General features: G+C 61.2%; 15 protein-coding genes. 3 read left to right on the forward strand and 12 right to left on the reverse strand.

The features are described from left to right. Positions 1-32 precede the first annotated feature (32 nt). From AC0969_RS01455 to AC0969_RS01485, 7 genes are all read right to left on the reverse strand, one after another. A complete protein-coding gene (locus AC0969_RS01455; RefSeq protein WP_479622346.1) occupies positions 33-881 on the reverse strand; it encodes a D-hexose-6-phosphate mutarotase in 849 nt (282 codons plus the stop codon). Beyond that, a complete protein-coding gene (gene hisA / locus AC0969_RS01460) occupies positions 868-1,611 on the reverse strand; it encodes a 1-(5-phosphoribosyl)-5-[(5-phosphoribosylamino)methylideneamino]imidazole-4-carboxamide isomerase (protein ID WP_479622347.1) in 744 nt (247 codons plus the stop codon). Before hisA ends, AC0969_RS01455 begins: the two co-directional genes overlap by 14 nt. Before the next feature lie 142 nt (positions 1,612-1,753). After that, positions 1,754-2,416, reverse strand: coding sequence for an imidazole glycerol phosphate synthase subunit HisH (hisH, locus tag AC0969_RS01465; protein WP_479622820.1), 663 nt, complete (start codon positions 2,414-2,416; stop codon positions 1,754-1,756). A gap of 60 nt (positions 2,417-2,476) precedes the next feature. After that, a complete protein-coding gene (gene hisB / locus AC0969_RS01470; RefSeq protein WP_479622348.1) occupies positions 2,477-3,076 on the reverse strand; it encodes an imidazoleglycerol-phosphate dehydratase HisB in 600 nt (199 codons plus the stop codon). Beyond that, positions 3,073-4,137 (reverse strand): histidinol-phosphate transaminase, encoded by a 1,065-nt coding sequence (gene hisC / locus AC0969_RS01475; RefSeq protein ID WP_479622349.1) that lies wholly within the window; start codon positions 4,135-4,137, stop codon positions 3,073-3,075. Before hisC ends, hisB begins: the two co-directional genes overlap by 4 nt. Beyond that, positions 4,134-5,102 carry a bile acid:sodium symporter family protein gene (locus tag AC0969_RS01480; RefSeq protein WP_479622350.1) on the reverse strand — a complete coding sequence of 323 codons (969 nt, stop codon included), beginning with the start codon at positions 5,100-5,102 and terminating at the stop codon, positions 4,134-4,136. The genes hisC and AC0969_RS01480 overlap by 4 nt, the downstream gene beginning before the upstream one ends. Before the next feature lie 70 nt (positions 5,103-5,172). Beyond that, a complete protein-coding gene (locus tag AC0969_RS01485; RefSeq protein WP_479622351.1) occupies positions 5,173-6,159 on the reverse strand; it encodes a quinone oxidoreductase family protein in 987 nt (328 codons plus the stop codon). Between the two features lie 65 nt (positions 6,160-6,224). Between AC0969_RS01485 and AC0969_RS01490 the strand changes: the two genes are divergently transcribed. From AC0969_RS01490 to groL, 3 genes are all read left to right on the forward strand, one after another. After that, positions 6,225-7,139, forward strand: a complete 915-nt coding sequence (locus tag AC0969_RS01490) for a DMT family transporter (protein WP_479622352.1) — start codon at positions 6,225-6,227, stop codon at positions 7,137-7,139. A 127-nt stretch (positions 7,140-7,266) separates the two neighbouring features. Further along, positions 7,267-7,560: a co-chaperone GroES gene (gene groES / locus AC0969_RS01495; RefSeq protein ID WP_479622353.1), complete on the forward strand. Its 294-nt coding sequence runs from the start codon at positions 7,267-7,269 to the stop codon at positions 7,558-7,560. Between the two features lie 81 nt (positions 7,561-7,641). Continuing rightward, positions 7,642-9,294: a chaperonin GroEL gene (gene groL / locus AC0969_RS01500; RefSeq protein ID WP_479622354.1), complete on the forward strand. Its 1,653-nt coding sequence runs from the start codon at positions 7,642-7,644 to the stop codon at positions 9,292-9,294. Between the two features lie 189 nt (positions 9,295-9,483). Here the strand turns inward: groL and AC0969_RS01505 are convergent, their stop codons facing one another. The 5 genes from AC0969_RS01505 to AC0969_RS01525 all read right to left on the reverse strand — a co-directional run bounded on the left by AC0969_RS01505 (position 9,484) and on the right by AC0969_RS01525 (position 15,121). Next, complete coding sequence (locus tag AC0969_RS01505; protein ID WP_479622355.1) at positions 9,484-10,197, reverse strand: M48 family metallopeptidase; 714 nt, start codon at positions 10,195-10,197, stop codon at positions 9,484-9,486. A gap of 31 nt (positions 10,198-10,228) precedes the next feature. Next, positions 10,229-13,333, reverse strand: a complete 3,105-nt coding sequence (locus tag AC0969_RS01510; RefSeq protein WP_479622356.1) for a type I restriction endonuclease subunit R — start codon at positions 13,331-13,333, stop codon at positions 10,229-10,231. Continuing rightward, complete coding sequence (locus AC0969_RS01515; RefSeq protein ID WP_479622357.1) at positions 13,330-13,434, reverse strand: hypothetical protein; 105 nt, start codon at positions 13,432-13,434, stop codon at positions 13,330-13,332. The genes AC0969_RS01510 and AC0969_RS01515 overlap by 4 nt, the downstream gene beginning before the upstream one ends. A 117-nt stretch (positions 13,435-13,551) precedes the next feature. Beyond that, positions 13,552-14,733 carry a restriction endonuclease subunit S gene (locus AC0969_RS01520; RefSeq protein ID WP_479622358.1) on the reverse strand — a complete coding sequence of 394 codons (1,182 nt, stop codon included), beginning with the start codon at positions 14,731-14,733 and terminating at the stop codon, positions 13,552-13,554. Between the two features lie 103 nt (positions 14,734-14,836). Continuing rightward, positions 14,837-15,121 (reverse strand): hypothetical protein, encoded by a 285-nt coding sequence (locus tag AC0969_RS01525; protein ID WP_479622359.1) that lies wholly within the window; start codon positions 15,119-15,121, stop codon positions 14,837-14,839. Positions 15,122-15,127 lie beyond the last annotated feature (6 nt).

Raw genomic sequence — 15,127 nt, forward strand, 5'->3', positions numbered from 1 at the left:
GTTTCCAAAAAGAAGAGATTAGTCGGCGGAAATTAATCGGGAATGACAACGATCAGGCGCTGCCAGCCGGTCCACTCGGCACCCGCTGCCAGGGTGATAGGCGTATTGACGTGCGCCGCCTCCACGCAGACCATGTGCTTGAAGCCATCAAACGGCATATCGGCAATGGCCGCGCATTTGGTCGGGCCGGGGTTCCACACCACCGTCTCGGCCAGCTCCAGGCCTTGGTCGATGCGCAGTTGCACGGGGCCATCTACCAAGGTCAGCGGCTCGGCTGCAGCTTGGTACACGCGGTCTACCTCGCCTTCAAAAATCACCACGTCGGTTTCCAGCCGATCGGTTTGGGCCACATCGTCCCAATAGGGCTGTCCGGCCAAGCCGCGCAGATCCAGGCCGGGCAGGTCTTGCACCCGCAAGTAGGTGTGCAAGGCCAGGGCGAAGTCCAGCGGCTGCTCGCCGGTGTTCTGCACCGTAAAGCCCAGCTCTAGTGCGGCGGGGGCCAGGTCGATGCGCAGAGTGGCGGTGAAAGCGTGCGGCCAGAGGGCCAGCGTGGCGGGGCTGCTGTGCAGTTGCAGCTCTAGCCAGCCTTCGCCGCTACCCGATTCCGTCCACGCCGACGTGCGGGCGAAGCCGTGTTTGGGCAAGGAGCCGCGCATATTGAACTGCGGAAAGCAAATCGGCACGCCGCCACGGATGGCGGTCTGGCCGTCGAACACGGCTTCGGGGCTGAGGTAGAGCCGCTCGACCCCGCCGCTAGTCCAGGACAGCACGTGCGCGCCATGCAGCGCGACCAGCACTGCGTCGCCATTGGCGAGTTGCAGGCGCAGGCAGGCTTGGTTTTGGAAGACTTCGGGGCGGGCCTGCAACTCAGACATCGCCATAGTTGTCGGCGCGCTCTTGGGCCGAGGTGAAGTCGAGGTCGCCGGTGTAGATGGCGCGGCCGCAGATCACGCCTTCAACGCCTTCGCCCTCCACCTCCAGCAGGCGCTCGATGTCGGCGATATTGCTGAGGCCACCCGAGGCGATGACCGGGGTGTGCAGTGCCTGGGCCAGCTTGACGGTGGCTTCGATGTTGATGCCGGTGAGCATGCCGTCGCGGCCAATGTCGGTGTAGATGAAGGATTCCACGCCGTAGTCCTGGAACCTCTTGGCCAGATCCACCACTTCGTGCCCAGTGATCTTGCTCCAGCCGTCGGTGGCCACCTTGCCGTCTTTGGCATCCAGGCCGACGATGATGTGGCCGCCGAATGCAGTGCACGCGTCTTGCAAAAAGCCGGGGTTTTTGACCGCTGCCGTGCCGATGATGACGTAGCGCAGGCCGGCGTCGAGGTAGCGCTCAATGGTGTCCAGGTCGCGGATACCGCCGCCGAGCTGCACGTCAATCTCGCCGCCCACCTCTTTGAGGATCTTGCGGATGGCCATTTCGTTTTTGGGCTTGCCCGCAAACGCGCCGTTCAGGTCCACCAGATGCAGGCGGCGCGCGCCCTTATCGACCCAGCTGCGGGCCATGGCGGCGGGGTCTTCGCCGAAGGTGGTGGATTGGTCCATGTCGCCTTGTTTGAGGCGGACGCAGAAGCCGTCTTTCAGATCGATCGCAGGAATGAGAAGCATGGTGCCGTGAACAGCGGGTTGGTAAATGAAGAAAAAATAGGTTCCGTCTTTAGTTCAATCCGAGATTAGGCGCAAAGCCGCAGGCAGTACAGAGGTACGACAAGGCGAAGCAACGACATATCGGATTGAAATAGAGACGGAATCAAGGAGACCAGTGCAAAAAGTTGCGGTAGAGGGCTAAGCCGTGCTCCGCGCTCTTCTCTGGGTGGAATTGTGTCGCAAAAATATTATCACGTGCAACCGCCGCGCTAAACGCTGCGCCGTACTCCGTCAAGCCCGCGCTGTGGCGCGCATCCGACGGATCAGCATAAAAGCTGTGCACAAAATAGAAGTAACTGTTGTCCGGCACCTCGCCCCACACCGGGTGGCGCTGGCCACCGTGGACTTGCTGCTGCACCTGGTTCCAGCCCATTTGCGGCACTTTGAAGCGGCTGCCGTCGGCTTGCAAGCGACCCGCCAGATCGAAACGGCGCACCGTGCCGGGGATCAAGCCCAGGCCAGGGGTGTCTTGCTCTTCGCTGTGGTCCAGCAGCATCTGCATGCCCACGCACACGCCCATCAGCGGCTTGTTGCGGGCGGCATCCAGCACGGCTTCTTTCAGGCCCGAATCGGCCAGCTCGCGCATGCAATCACGCATGGCACCTTGGCCGGGCAGCACCACGCGCTCGGCGGCGAACACGTCTTCAGGGTTAGAGGTGACGACCACGGTGTACCCGCTGGCAGCCGCCACGTGCTGCACTGCTTGCGATACCGAGAACAGGTTGCCCATGCCGTAGTCCACTACGGCGACGGTTTTATTTGCTATCAATTTAGTAGCTGCTTGCGCAGGTTTTATATGCGGTAGAGGCCAATTTTACTTAAAACTTTACAGAGAGCCTTTGGTCGATGGGATCATGCCCACCGAGCGCGGGTCCAGCTCCAGCGCAGAGCGCAGGGCGCGGGCGAAGGCCTTGAACACGGTCTCGGCCTGGTGGTGCGCGTTCACGCCCTTTAGGTTGTCGATGTGCAGGGTGACAAACGCGTGGTTGGCAAAGCCCTGGAAGAATTCGTAGGTGAGCTGGCTGTCGAAGCCGCCGATCATGCCGCTGGTGAAGGGCACGTGCATTTCCAGGCCGGGGCGGCCCGAGAAGTCGATCACCACGCGGCTCAGCGCCTCGTCCAGCGGCACGTAGGCGTGGCCATAGCGGCGGATGCCCTTTTTGTCGCCTACCGCCTTGTGTACGGCCTGGCCCAGGGTGATGCCCACGTCTTCCACGGTGTGGTGGCCGTCGATGTGCAGGTCGCCCAGGCAATGGATGTCCAGATCGATCAGGCCGTGGCGGGCGATCTGGTCCAGCATGTGGTCGAAGAAGCCGATGCCGGTGTGCAAGGTGGATTTGCCCGTGCCGTCCAGGTTGAGCTTGACGGTGATTTGGGTTTCGGCCGTATTGCGGCTGACTTCGGCGGTGCGTTGGGTCGTGGTCATAGTGATGTTTGAAAGGCGGCCAGCATGCGCAAATTCTCTTCGGCGGTGCCGATGGTGATGCGCACGCAGTTAAGCAGCAAGGGGTGCATTTTAGAAACGTTCTTAACCAGCACGCCCTGGGCTTGCATGCCTGCAAAAGTTTTGGCCGCATCGGGCACGCGCACCAGCAGCATATTTGCGTCGCTGGGCCACACCTTGACACCCGGCAACACCCCTATTGCTACCGAAACAATAGCACGCTGCGCACGTATATCCTGCGCCTGGGCCGCAAACTCCTCTAAATGCGCCAAGGCAAACAGCGCGCATTCGCAGTTCAGCACGCTGACGTTGTAGGGCGGGCGCACCTTGTCGATCTCGGCCACCAGCGCCTGCGGGCCGATCAAATAGCCCAGCCGTACACCGGCCAGGCCGAACTTGCTCAGCGTGCGCATCAGCAGCAAGTGGGGGTGGCGCGTCAATCTATCCAGGTAGGTTTTGCTGGAAAACGGCTGGTAAGCCTCGTCAATCACCACCAGGCCGGGCGCGGCATCGATGATCTGCTCGATGGCAGCGTCATCCCACAGATTCGCCGTGGGGTTGTTCGGGTAGGCCAGGTAGACGATGGCGGGCTGGTGCTGCTGGATGGCGGCCAGCATGGCGGGTGTGTCCAGCTCAAAATCGGCCGTCAATGGCACGCCGACGAAGTTCAGGCCCAGCAGCTGCGCGGCCATGCCATACATCACAAAGCCCGGCACGGGGGCCAGCACCGTAGCCCCCGGACGGTTACAGGCGATGGCCAGCAGGTTGATGATTTCGTCCGAGCCATTGCCCAAAATCAAGCCGTAGCCCTCGGGCAGACCGGTGTGCGCTGCCAGCACTTGGCGCAGGTAGTCGACGCGGCCATCGGGGTAGCGGTTCAGCGCCACGGCACCCAGCCGTTCGCCCAGTTCGGCCTGCAGGGCGATTGACAGCCGGTGCGGGTTCTCCATCGCGTCCAGCTTGACCATGCCGGTGGCATCCTGCACCACGTAGGAATGCATGGCGCGTACATCGGGGCGGAGGGTGTCTAAGGGGTTTCTCATGGGGCACGCTTTGCATATCGCTGCGCCAGCACGGCGCAGACCATTAGTTGGATTTGGTGGAAGATCATCAGCGGCAGCAGCATCACGCCCACGGTGGGCGCGGCAAACAGCACCTTGGCCATGGGCACGCCGCTGGCCAGGCTCTTTTTGGAGCCGCAAAAGACGATGGTGATCTGGTCCTCTTGCGAAAACCCGAGCAGGCGGCCCAGCCGGGTGGTCAGCACCAGCACCAGGGCCAGCAGCACGCAACAGGCGGCCACCACGCCCAGTAGCACCGGCAGCGGCACCTGCGTCCACAGGCCTTCGACCACCGCCGCGCTGAACGCGGTATAGACCACCAGCAGGATCGAGCCCTGGTCCACATATTTCAATTGGGCCGCGTGTTTTTTCACGAAGCCGCCCACCCAGGGCTGCAACAGCTGCCCAGCCACAAACGGCAACATCAGCTGCGCCATGATGCGGCCCACCGCCTCCAGCCCGCCCGCGCCCGACACGCCACCCGGCACCACCAGCCAACCCACCAGCAGCGGCGTGATGAACACCCCGATCAGGCTGGAGGCCGAGGCGCTGCACACGGCTGCCGACACATTGCCACGCGCCATGGCGGTAAACGCAATCGCCGACTGCACCGTGGCGGGCAAGGTGCATAAAAACAGCATGCCCAGCGCCAGATCGGGCGTGAGCACGGCAGAAAACAGCGGCTTGAGCAGCAGCCCCAGCGCCGGAAACAACGCGAACGTGCAGCCCAGCACCAGCAAATGCAGCCGCCAGTGGCTGATGCCCGCCACCACCGCCGCCCGCGACAGCTTGGCTCCGTGCAAAAAGAACAACAACGCAATCGCCGCTGTGGTGAGCCACTCAAACCCCTGCGCCACCCCGTCCTGGGCGGGCCACAGGCTGGCCAGGGTGACCACGGCGATGAGGAGCAGGGTGAAGTCGTCGGGAAGGAAGCGGGGGCGGGTCATGGTGCGGAGATAGGTACGCTATTTTTTAGATAGCTGCTTGCGCTTATGGAATGGGCGGTAGAGGCCAATTTTATAGTGTAAGAACGGTACAACCGGTGGTTTTGCGGGCTTCCAGGTCGCGGTGGGCTTGTTGCACGTCGGCCAGGGCATAGCGCTGGCCGATGTGGATCTTGACCTGGCCACTGGCCACCACGGCGAATAAATCGTCCGCCATCGCCTGGGTGCTCTCGCGGGTGGCGATGTGGCTGAACAGGGTGGCGCGGGTCAGGTACAGCGAGCCTTTGGCGCCGAGTATGCCGGGGGCAAAAGCTGCCACCGGGCCAGAGGCGTTGCCAAAGGATGCCAGTAGGCCAAAGGGGCGCAGGCAGTCCAGCGACTTCTCAAAGGTGTCTTTGCCCACCGAGTCGTAGACCACCTTGACACCTGCGCCGCCAGTGATGTCTTTCACCCGCGCAACAAAGTCTTCTGCTGCGTAATTAATAGCATATGCCGCACCATTGGCAAGCGCCAGGGCACATTTCTCCTCTGAACCTGCGGTGCCGATCAGCTGCAAACCCAGGGCTTTGGCCCACTGGCTGGCGATCAGGCCCACGCCCCCGGCGGCGGCGTGGAACAGCACAAAGTCGCCGGGCTGCAGGCCACCCTGGGGCAGGGTTTTCTTCAGCAGGTACTGCGCGGTCAGGCCCTTGAGCATCATGGCCGCACCGGTCTCAAAGCCGATGGCATCGGGCAGCTTGCAGACACAGGTGGCAGGCATCACGCGGCGCTCGCAGTAGCTGCCGGGCGGGTTGCTGGCGTAGGCGGCACGGTCGCCGACCCGCAGGTGGCTCACGCCCTCGCCCACCGCTTCGACGATCCCGGCGGCCTCCATGCCTAGCTGCACCGGCAGGTTCTGCGGATACAGGCCGCTGCGCTGGTAGACGTCGATAAAGTTCAGGCCAATGGCGTGGTGGCGGATGCGGATCTGGCCGGGGCCGGGGTCGCCCACCTCGACTTCGGTGAGGGCCAACACTTCGGGGCCGCCGTGTTGCTGGATCTGGATGGCTTGGCTGCGCATGGGGAATAGCTCCTGAAAATAGTTCTCCCCGATCCTGCCACGCTTGCGCAGGTACAGTGCGCGGCATGCAACAACGCCTTACATTTCGCACCGCTTTACTCCTCGCCTTTGGTCCGCTGATGTGGGCTGGGAATGCCGTGGTGGGCCGCATGGTGCACACCCTGGTGCCGCCCGTCACGCTGAACTTTATGCGCTGGGCGCTGGCGTTTGCCATTTTGCTGCCGCTGGGCGGCTGGGTGCTTAAACGCGGCAGCGGGCTGTGGTCGCACTGGCGGCGTTTTGCACTCTTGGGGCTGCTGGGCGTGGGGCTGTACAACGCTTTGCAGTACATGGCGCTGCAAACCTCCAGTCCGATCAACGTGACCCTGGTGGGGGCCAGTTTGCCGATGTGCATGCTGGCGGTGGGCGCACTGTTTTTTGGGGCCCGCGTGTCGCGCCCGCAAGTGCTAGGCGCGCTGCTGTCGCTGGCCGGGGTGCTGCTGGTGCTGAGCCGGGGCGAATGGCAGCAGCTGCTGGGCTTGCGGCTGGTGCTGGGCGACATCTTCATGCTGCTGGCCACGCTGGCCTGGGCGTTTTACAGCTGGCTGCTGACCCAGCCGAAAGACCCGCCGAGCATCCGCGCCGACTGGGCGGCTTTCTTGCTGGCGCAGATCACCTTCGGCCTGCTGTGGTCGGGCAGCATGACGGCGGTGGAGTGGAGCCTGGGCGCAGCCCCCATCCAATGGGGCTGGCCACTGGCTGCCGCACTGGTGTATGTAGCTGTGGGCCCAGCGGTGCTGGCCTACCGCGCCTGGGGTGCGGGCATGCAGCGCGTGGGGCCGAATGTGGCCGGGCTGTTCATCAACCTGACACCGCTGTTTGCCACCATCCTGTCCACCGCCTTTTTGGGCGAGTGGCCGCACCTGTACCACGGCTTGGCGTTTGGGTTGATCGTGGGCGGGATTTGGGTGTCAGCACAGCGCTCCTCCCAATCGGTGTGAATCGCTGGTTTTCAAACTCCACCTCTTGAAACGTCACAACTTGCCCTTATCATTAGCACTCGTAGGGGTTGAGTGCTAGCACTGGCCCCACACCCCTTTTTTTACCGTTCCATTTTTAGGAGACTCTATGAACCTACGTCCTCTCGGCGACCGCGTGATCGTCAAGCGTATCGACAGCGAAACCAAAACCGCTTCCGGCATCGTGATTCCTGATTCGGCCGCTGAAAAGCCCGACCAAGGTGAAGTCTTGGCTGTTGGCCCCGGCAAAAAGAACGACAAGGGCGAAATCCAGGCTCTGACCGTCAAGGTCGGCGACCGCGTTTTGTTCGGCAAGTACAGCGGCCAAACCGTCAAAGTTGACGGCGACGAACTGCTGGTCATGAAGGAAGACGACCTGTTCGCGGTCGTTGAATCCAAGTAATTTTGCGGGACTGACCGACTGACGCGCGCAGCGCCCGGTCGCTCTGTCCCCAACTAGATAAATTTTTCAGGAGAAATTCTCATGGCAGCAAAAGACGTAATTTTCGGCGGCGAAGCCCGCGCACGCATGGTTGAAGGCGTGAACATTTTGGCTAACGCAGTCAAGGTGACCCTGGGTCCTAAAGGCCGTAACGTAGTGCTGGAGCGCTCGTTTGGCGCCCCTACCGTGACCAAGGACGGTGTGTCCGTGGCCAAGGAAATCGAACTCAAAGACAAGCTGCAAAACATGGGTGCGCAGATGGTCAAGGAAGTTGCTTCCAAGACCTCCGACCTGGCTGGCGACGGCACCACCACCGCGACCGTGCTGGCACAAGCCATCATCCGCGAAGGCATGAAGTACGTGGCCGCCGGCATGAACCCGATGGATCTGAAGCGCGGCATCGACAAGGCAGTGACTGCTTTGGTCGCCGAGCTGAAGAAGGCTTCCAAGGCCACCACCACCTCCAAGGAAATCGCCCAAGTCGGTTCGATCTCCGCCAACTCCGATGAATCCATCGGCAAGATCATTGCAGACGCAATGGACAAGGTTGGTAAAGAAGGCGTTATCACCGTCGAAGACGGCAAGTCGCTGGACAGCGAGTTGGACGTCGTCGAAGGCATGCAATTCGACCGTGGCTACCTGTCGCCCTACTTCATCAACAACCCAGAAAAGCAAGCCGCTTTGCTGGACAACCCGTTTGTTCTGTTGTTCGACAAGAAGATCAGCAACATCCGTGACCTGCTGCCTACGCTGGAACAAGTTGCCAAGTCCGGCCGTCCATTGCTGATCATCGCTGAAGAAGTCGATGGCGAAGCCCTGGCAACGCTGGTGGTCAACACCATCCGTGGCATCTTGAAGGTTGTGGCTGTGAAGGCTCCTGGCTTCGGCGATCGCCGCAAAGCCATGCTGGAAGACATCGCCATCCTGACCGGCGGCAAGGTTATCGCTGAAGAAGTCGGCCTGACCCTGGAAAAGGTGACTCTGGCCGATCTGGGCCAAGCCAAGCGCATCGAAGTGGGCAAAGAAAACACCACCATCATTGATGGCGCTGGTGCTGCTGCCGACATCGAAGCCCGCGTCAAGCAAGTTCGCGTGCAAATCGAAGAAGCTTCCAGCGACTACGACCGCGAAAAGCTGCAAGAGCGCGTGGCCAAGCTGGCTGGCGGTGTTGCCGTGATCAAGGTGGGCGCTACCACCGAGATCGAAATGAAAGAAAAGAAGGCCCGCGTGGAAGACGCCCTGCACGCTACCCGCGCTGCGGTGGAAGAAGGCATTGTGGCTGGCGGCGGCGTGGCTCTGCTGCGCGCCAAGCAAGCTGCTGGCAAGATCGAAGGCGCTAACGCCGACCAAGACGCCGGCATCAAGCTGGTGTTGAAGGCCATCGAAGCCCCTCTGCGCGAAATCGTCTACAACGCAGGCGAAGAAGCTTCTGTGGTGGTGGCTGCTGTGTTGGCCGGCAAGGGCAACTACGGCTACAACGCTGCCAACGGCACCTACGGCGACATGATCGAAATGGGTATTCTGGACCCCACCAAAGTGACCCGCACCGCTCTGCAAAACGCAGCGTCTGTGGCCTCTTTGATGCTGACCACCGAGTGCATGATTGCCGAGTCTCCAAAAGACGAAGCCGGTGCAGGCGGCATGGGCGGCGGCATGGGTGGTGGTATGGGCGGCATGGGCGACATGGGCATGTAATTTCGCCGCGAAACGGGCCGCTGGGGGCGTTGCTGCGCCTGGTCGTGGCGATGCCACTGCCTGCGTTACAGCGCCTACCCAGCGGCCCGTTGCGCGACGAAATTCGTTCTCTCAATGTAAGTTGAGAATACCGAATGCAAAAAACCCCGCAGAGTGCGAACTCTGCGGGGTTTTTTTATGGGGCCGTGCTTATTTCCAGATTTGCGCCGCCAGTGGCAATGCATTCAACTCCGCGCGCGCCTCGCGCCATGTGGGGTAGTGCTGTTCCAGCAGGGCAACAAAGCGTGCGCTGTGGGTGGGTTCCAGCAGGTGCAGCATCTCATGCACCACCACGTATTCCAATAAATCTTTGGGCTTCTTGGCCAGCTCGGTGTTCAGGCGGATGTTGCCCACACGGTGGTTGCAGGCACCCCATTTGGTTTTCATGCGCTGCAAAAAATAACCGCGCACCTCCACCCCGAGCCGCGCCTCCCATTGTGCAATCAAGGTCGGCAGCGCCTGGTGCAGCAGTGTGCGGTGCCACGCATCCATCACCTCTTGCCGCTGCGCCAGCGTGCTGCCGGGGCGCACGGTGAGCGTGATGCGCCGATGGTCGTGTACCACGGCGGGCTTCGCATCCTGGGTGGTTACCGACAACAGATACGGCCGCCCCCACAGGATGTGCGTTTCCCGCGTGATGTACTGGCGCGGGGTCTCGCGCGCCTGCGCCAACAGTTGGGTTTGCTGCTCCCGTATCCAGCCCAGCTTGGAGATGGCATAGGCACGGGCCACCTCCAGGCGGGTGGCAGTGGGGGCCACCAGCGTGACGTGGCCCAGCGGCGGATGCACCGAAAGATGCACATTCTTCACCGCCTTGCGGGTCACGGCAATGCAGACATCGCCCAGCACTATGCTTTCGGGCACACCCACATCCACCGCCCCATTCATCCCCATATTACAGATACCCCGGCTGGTTTTTGATGATCTCGAACAGGGAGGCTGTCGCCTCGCGGTCGCGGTCCAGCAGCGGATACAAGGCATTGGACACCTGCGCCTCCCGCGCCTGGTCGCCCCGCCAACCCGCCGGTGCGTGCTCGCGCACCACACTATCGAGCCGCACGGCCAGCAAGGCCTTGTCTTCGTCACGGTCCGGGTATTGAAACTTGCTGCGTGGCAGGGCGTTGAGGTTGTTGTAGATCACCGTGGCCTCCCGCTTGCCATGCAACTGCGCCGGAATACCGTTTTGCGGCTGCTGGGCCGCCAGCCGCCGCACCAGCGCTTCGGCTTGGCGCAAAAACGCTTCATACGCCACCGTATCGGTACGGCTCTGCGCAATCAGGTCGTCCAGCAACTTGGACATCTGGGCATAAAACCGGGGGTCGGTGAGCTGATCGCGGATGATGGTTTTGCGCACGTTGTGGATGATGCCCTCGGCCACCGCGTTCTTGGAGAGCTTGCCCTTCTGGTTGAGCTTTTGGGCAATCGCATCGTGGATGCCGGTCTGGATAATCAGCTCCGTGAGCGACATCTCGCCCAGCGCCCCCAGCTCCGCCGCCGCGTCGGCCTGGATGTAGGTGTTGATAAGGTGGCGCATATCCGCCTCAAAAGGCTTGATGTCCAGCTCTTCGCCCGAATGCTTCTTGATGGCAGAACGCATTTCCGTATAGCGCTCCAGCTCTTTTTGAACCGCCTCGGCTTCGGCATCGCTGTAGCCCGCCTTGTCCAAATCCTGCGCAATGTCGGCATAAGCCCGCGTCAAAGTCGCCACCGCCTTGTAAAAAGCCACCCGCAGCGCCTCGGTCTCAGTCAACGCCTGCGGGTTGGCCGCATCACCACAAAAGTAATGCAGCATCTGCTCCACCCCACGCGGCAGCGGTACGGGCTCGCACAGGTAACCGATGGCTTGACGGGCCGTGTCGAGCTGCTTGCGGCCCTCTTCCAGCCAGTCCTTGAGGCGCACATTGTTGTCGCCACCATTGCCCGCGTCGATATCCAGAGCGTCCGAGCTGTACACCGCAATCGCCTGCTGCACGTCGCCAAACAGCTCTTTGAAATCAACGATGTAGCCGTAATCTTTATCGTCCCCGTCCAACCGGTTGGTACGGCAAATCGCCTGGAACAGGTTGTGGTCGCGCAGCTGGTTGTCCAGGTAAATGTAGGTGCAGCTGGGCGCATCAAAGCCGGTCAGCAGCTTGCTCACCACAATCAACAGCTTCAGATGGGCGGGCTCATGGATAAAGCGGCGCTTGGTCTCGTCTTCGTACTGCTTGGTGGTCTGCCCGTGTTGCAGCACATGCCGGGTGTAGGTATCAAACTTGTAGCGCTCGTCGCTGTTGGCAGGCTCGCGCGAGATCGCGTTATGGTTGGGCTCAAACGAGGTAATGATGCCGCAATGTGCCCCAAAGGTCTTGCCCTGGAACAGCCGAAAGTAATGGCAAGCGTCGTAAATACTGGCCGCCACCAGAATCGCCGTGCCCCGGTCGTTGTTCAGCCGGGGCAGCACACCAAAGTCGTGGATGATGCTGGCGGCAATACGTGCCTTGCGCTCCTCGGCGCTCATCAGCTCCTCCATCGTGGCCCAGCGCTTGCGCACCAGTGCTTTTTGGAAGTTATTCAGGTGCTTGGTGCGGCTCTCAAACCACTGGTCAATTGCCGCTTGCGATGTCAACCGCTGGGGCACCTCGCGGGCCTCGTATTTCAGGTCCAGCACCACCTTGTCAGCCACCGCCTGGTGGAACTTATAGGTGTGGATATAGGTGCCAAACACATCCCGCGTCAGCTTCTTGTCTTTGCGCAACAGCGGCGTACCGGTAAAGCCGATAAAAATCGCCCCCTCCAGCCAACGCTTCATCTGCAAATGCATGTCACCGCCCTGGCTGCGGTGGCACTCGTCCACAAACACATGCATGCGGCCATGCACCTTGGGCGGCGGGCCCTTAAGGTCGGCCACGTCAAACTTATGGATCAGTGCGCACATCAACCGCGTGGTGGTGGAGCGCAGCCGCTCCACCAGCTCCGCCCGCGACGTAATGCGCGGTGCGGGTGCGCCCTCGCCAATCACCCCGGCATTGCGCATGACCCCCTCGATCTGCTTGTCTAGCTCGTCACGGTCGGTCACCACCAAAATGCGCGCTTCGGGGTCGTGCTCCAGCAGCCACTTGGCCAGCAACACCATCAAAATGCTCTTGCCGCTGCCCTGGGTATGCCAAATCACCCCGCCCTCGCGCCGGGCCATCCGCGCCTGCGCCGCACGCACCCCGGCGTATTGGTGCGGGCGCGGCACCTTCTTTTGGCCCGCGTCAAAAATGATGAAGTTGCGCACCAAGTCCAGCAGCTGGGCCGGGTTGCACAGCTGCGCTAGCGGCCGGTCTAGCAGCGCGCCCGCAACGGGGGCCGCACCCTCGCCCAGCGGCAGACCATCCTTCCAATCGACAAAAAACTGCTCCTTGGTGCCCGTGGTGCCCACCCGCAAACCTTGTGCATCGCTGCCCGCCAGCACCAGTTGCACGGTGCTAAAAAAGCCCTGGTTGAAAATCTCCTCCTGGTTGGTGATGAGCTGGCGCACCCCGTCGGCCAGCTCCACCGAGCTGCGCTTGAGCTCCAGCACCACCAGGGCGATGCCGTTGGCGTACAGCACGATGTCGGGCCGCCGCTGGTGGCCTCCCTTCAGCGTCACCTCCTCGGCCAGGCTGAAGTCATTTTTCTCAGGCGCAGCCCAGTCGATCAAATGCACCTTGTCATGCACTTGGCCCGCCGCCACCTGCACATCCACGCCATAGCGCAGGCATTGGTAGGTGCGCAAATTGGCCTGGTACGGCGTGCTGCCCGTGGTGTCGGCAGCCGCTTCCAGCTGCAGCAGGGCAGCGGCGATATGGGCGGGGGAATAGCCGCGCGCGGCCAGGTTGGCACGCAGCAGATCCACCTCAATGGGGCGATTATTCTTGCGCTGGCTCCAATTGCCCAGGTGGCGGTAGCCCAGGCAGTCCGGCCGCGCCGGGTTGGTGAACAGATCAACAACGCGATTTTGCGTCTGGCGCTCAGAGCGGGCGGGTTCGGTCATACGGGTTGGCCTTTGGTTGCCTGGGCTTGCAAATGCGTGTGTCCGACTTCAGTCAGGCGGTATTGCTGCAGGCGGCTGGTCGGTTTGTCTGGAATCGTCATTTCATCCACAGCACAATTTTGTGCCCATAGACGCTAATCTGGATCGGAATGCCACTGCTGTAGTCGTCGCTCCAGGACTCTTTCCACTCGGTGTGTTGGTTTTCTTGCATTTTTTGCTCAGGCCAGGCGGATGCTACCGGTCAGCAGTGCCTGCGCCATGGCCTGCTTGAGGTCGCGGGTTTTGTCACGGCGGGCGACCAGGGCTGCTAGTTCGGTGTCTAGGTCGGAGAGGACGGTGGCGATGGCGGTTTGCTCGGCTTTGGTTGGCGGAACTCGGAGCTCGAAGACCTGAAAAGTCGGCAGCCGCAGCGAGTCCACAGTCGCCTTCACAGTGTTTTGTATCGCCCAAGCCCCAAAATACATTGCCATATAGAGATAAACAAATTTAGCCGACATACCCGGCTTGAACTGAGTGATCGCATAGACACGCTGATGCACATTGAATCGTCCGTTGATGTAGTGAAAGATGTCGCCAATTCGCCCTTCACCAGGAACGAGGATCGCCTCGCAATCGTGTGAATAGCTGTTAATCCGTTCGACGACCTCGGAACGCACGAAGAATGGATAGGCACCGTCCTCGGCTTTATCCTCGTTGTTTAGTTTGCCCGTCTTAATGTGGGCAATATCCCCCAACCGCTTCATCTCCCATTCCCCGCTAAACCCAGGCAGGCGGGTTTGACCGGTGAGGAGTTGCTGCATGGTGGCTACTTTGAGGTCCCGCTTCTTGGCGATGAGCCGCTCCAGCCCGTCCAGCAGCGCATCCATATCGCCCAACGTTGCCGCGATGGCACGTTGTTCGGAAAAAGAGGGGACGGGCAACAAATAAGGACGCAGCTTCTCCAGATTTATATTCAGCTGGGCTCCCGGAGATGCCAATTTCTCAAAGTCCTCTTTACGATGCGCTAGCTCATACAAAAGCCACGCCTTGTCTATCAACGGCGATGGAGAAATCGCCACCAAACTGTCTGGGCAAGCCGCCTCGAATTGCGCAATGCCAACATCCCCAATATTGGCGGCGATGGTGAAGAACAGCGTTCCTTTAGGGAAAAGCCGACTGACCAGAAGTCCCTCGCTGTTTAGCGTTTGCGTGAATGTGGTGATTGCTCGATTGGAGCGGGTCACATCCCCAGTCTGTATGAATGGAATATCACCACCGTAAAACTTGGGGTCATTACGTGGTCGCGCACTGAACTTACCCCGCTCAATAGATGCCAACCGCCCAAGTGCATCCACCCCCCACCCCTGCGGAATCACCCCCACCTCCGTCAGCTTGTACCCCGCCCGCACGCCCGCAGTCATGCCGCACCCCGCGTCGATGCATACAAATAATTCAAGTCAAATCGGCCTCTAGCGCAGGTACTACTTGCGCAAGTAGCTACTAAACCCATAGCAAATATAAACATCATGGCTGCGCGGCTTTGCGGCTTGGCACGTAGGGAATCAGCCCCTTGGCATAGGCCATGTCTTGCTCTTCCAGCGGCAGAGTGCGGGCATCGAGCACCAAGCCGTTGATGTTGAGCAGCCAGACCAGCGGGTTGGCATCCAGTTTGCTGGGCAGCGTCCATTCGGGGTCCATCTGGCGCATGTCCAGGGCATCCAGGTGCTGCGCGCAAAAGGCATCGGTGGCCTGCGCGATGCTGTCGAAGGTGTCTTGCAGGGCGGCGGGGACGCGGGGGGATGGGGTCATGGTGGC

The sequence above is a fragment of the Rhodoferax sp. LB1P47 genome, from assembly GCF_056521445.1.